2 protein-coding genes are annotated in these 2637 nt (G+C 42.4%); both read left to right on the top strand.

Going from position 1 to position 2637, the window contains the following annotated elements; translation table 11 throughout:
- Window positions 1-2228: 4Fe-4S dicluster domain-containing protein (locus WAM07_RS18320; RefSeq protein ID WP_422168828.1), on the top strand; the 2228-nt coding region annotated here is incomplete at its 5' end.
- 37 nt (window positions 2229-2265) lie between these two features.
- On the top strand, window positions 2266-2637 hold a 372-nt coding region (locus WAM07_RS18315; protein ID WP_422168827.1), incomplete at its 3' end, for a hypothetical protein.

Genomic DNA, 2637 nt, shown 5'->3' with positions numbered 1-2637 from the left:
ATATGACACTATCCGGAGCAAACGCTGATAAGCGTGTTCCTGTTAAGCCTTCTCAGCAAAAAGCCATACTGGCTGCTCTTTACGGTTATATTGCAGGTGGGTCTTCTACCAGCAATCTTCCTGATGCAATTGATGATGCTGTTGTAAAAGCCGCACGTCAGTTAAGAAAAGCGGGAAGTGCTGCTGTAGTGGTTTCAGGTATTCCTGATAACGATGCTCAGGCCATTGTACTCGCAATTAATGAAGCTCTTGGTAGCGAAGTTATGGATGCTGCTAATCCAAGAATGATTCGCCAGGGAAATGCACAGGCTGTGAAAGAGCTTGTAAAAAATATGAAAAACGGTGAAGTGGGTGCGCTGCTAATGGCTGGTGTAAATCCTGCTTATAGTTTACCTGATCCAAAGGAGTTTGCCGAAGCATTAGAAAATACCCCGGTAAGCGTTTCTTTCAGCTTAAAACCAGATGAAACAGCGCTACTTTCTAAATATGTTGCCGCTGTACCTCATTACCTGGAGAGCTGGGGGGATATCCAATACACTGAACAGGATTTCAGCCTAATGCAGCCAGCAATAAAGCCTTTGTTTGACACTCGTCAATTTCAGGATTGCTTGCTTCGCTGGAGTGATAATGATAAATCTTATTATGAATATTTAAAGGAAACATGGGCAGGTGGTTTCGGGGATAAATCCTGGAACGATGCATTGCACGATGGAACCTTTAAAGCAACTTCTCCGGTTTCTGTAGAAACTTCTGAAGAAGTAACTAGCGTAAATATATCTTCCGCAGCGAGAAATCTTTCTGGTGCTGAAGAAAACAATGGTCTGGAGCTTAGTCTCTTTACCAACACTGCAATAGGGGATGGTCAGCAGGCCAATAACCCATGGTTGCAGGAAATGCCAGATCCAATAACCAGAGCTTCCTGGGATAACTACCTAACTATTTCCAAAGCAGATGCAGAGGAGCTTGGTTTGATTAACGAGCATGTTTCTAATGGTGCACTCAACGGAAGTTACGTAAACATCAAATTAGATGATACTAGCGTTAGTAATGTTCCGGTAATGATTCAACCGGGGCAGGCTAAAGGCTCTGTGGGGTTAGCGCTTGGATATGGTAAAAAGGAAGCCATTCAGCAAGAGATGCAGGTAGGTGTAAATGCTTATCCGCTTTATAAAGATTTTAGTTCTGTACAGAGTATCAGCCTTGAAAAGGCACCTGGTATGCACGAGTTTGCGTCTGTACAGTTGCATAACACCCTAATGGGGAGAGGAGATATCATTAAGGAAACGACCCTTGAAATCTTCAATACAAAAGATGCGCATGTTTGGAATAAGGTTCCGGAGGTGTCGCTGGATCATGTTGAGAAGCCTGTAACCTCACCCGAAGTTGATATGTGGGAAGGCTTTGACAGAAGTGTGGGTCACCACTTCAATCTGTCAATAGACCTAAATGCCTGTACTGGCTGTGGGGCTTGTGTGATTGCCTGTCATGCTGAGAATAATGTTCCGGTTGTCGGAAAAACTGAAGTTAGGAAATCACGTGATATGCATTGGTTGAGAATTGACCGTTACTATTCTTCTGAGGATAACTTCAGAGATGACCTTGAGAAGAAAAATAATATATCAGGCCTCGGAAGTTCACTTTCAGAATTTAAAGAAATGGAAGAGCCTGCAGATAATCCTCAGGTTGTGTTCCAGCCTGTAATGTGTCAGCATTGTAACCACGCACCATGTGAAACTGTTTGTCCTGTAGCTGCCACTTCGCATGGTCGCCAGGGGCAGAACCAAATGATCTATAACCGTTGTGTGGGTACTCGTTATTGTGCTAACAACTGTCCTTATAAAGTACGTCGTTTTAACTGGTTTGATTATTCTAAAAACGATGAATTTGATTATAATATGAACAATGATTTAGGCCGTATGGTGCTTAATCCAGATGTTACTGTTCGTTCCAGAGGGGTGATGGAAAAATGTTCTATGTGTATTCAAATAACACAAAAAACAATCCTTGACGCAAAACGTGAAGGCCGTGAGATAGAAGATGGAGAATTCTATACTGCGTGTTCAGCTGCTTGTGATAAAGGAGCGATGACTTTTGGCGATATTAACAATGATGGAGCAGTGATTAGAGAGAAGAAAGAAGATGCGAGGATGTATCATTTATTGGAATACGTGGGTACTAAGCCAAATGTGATGTACCAGACAAAAATCAGGAATACCACAGAAGCTTAATAAAATCAACTATTAAAGAAATCAATTTAAAAAGGATATGTCTCATTACGAAGCACCTATACGAAAACCTTTAGTTACCGGGGATAAGAGCTACCACGATATTACTGTGGATGTAGCCGCACCGGTTGAGGGAAGGGCTAATAAAACCTGGTGGATTGTATTTTCTATTGCACTTGTCGCCTTTCTTTGGGGTTTAGGGAGTATCATCTATACTATATCAACAGGTATTGGAACCTGGGGTCTTAATAAAACCGTAGGTTGGGCCTGGGATATTACCAACTTTGTATGGTGGGTAGGTATTGGTCACGCCGGGACACTTATTTCGGCTGTGCTTTTACTTTTCCGTCAGAAATGGAGAATGGCCATTAACCGCTCCGCGGAGGCAATGACTATTTTTTCTGTTATGCAG

Source organism: Halobacillus sp. (assembly GCF_049282395.1).
Lineage (GTDB): Bacteria > Bacillota > Bacilli > Bacillales > Halobacillaceae > Halobacillus.
The sequence above is the reverse complement of the archived record's forward strand: the minus strand, read 5'-3'. Positions and strand labels throughout refer to the sequence as shown.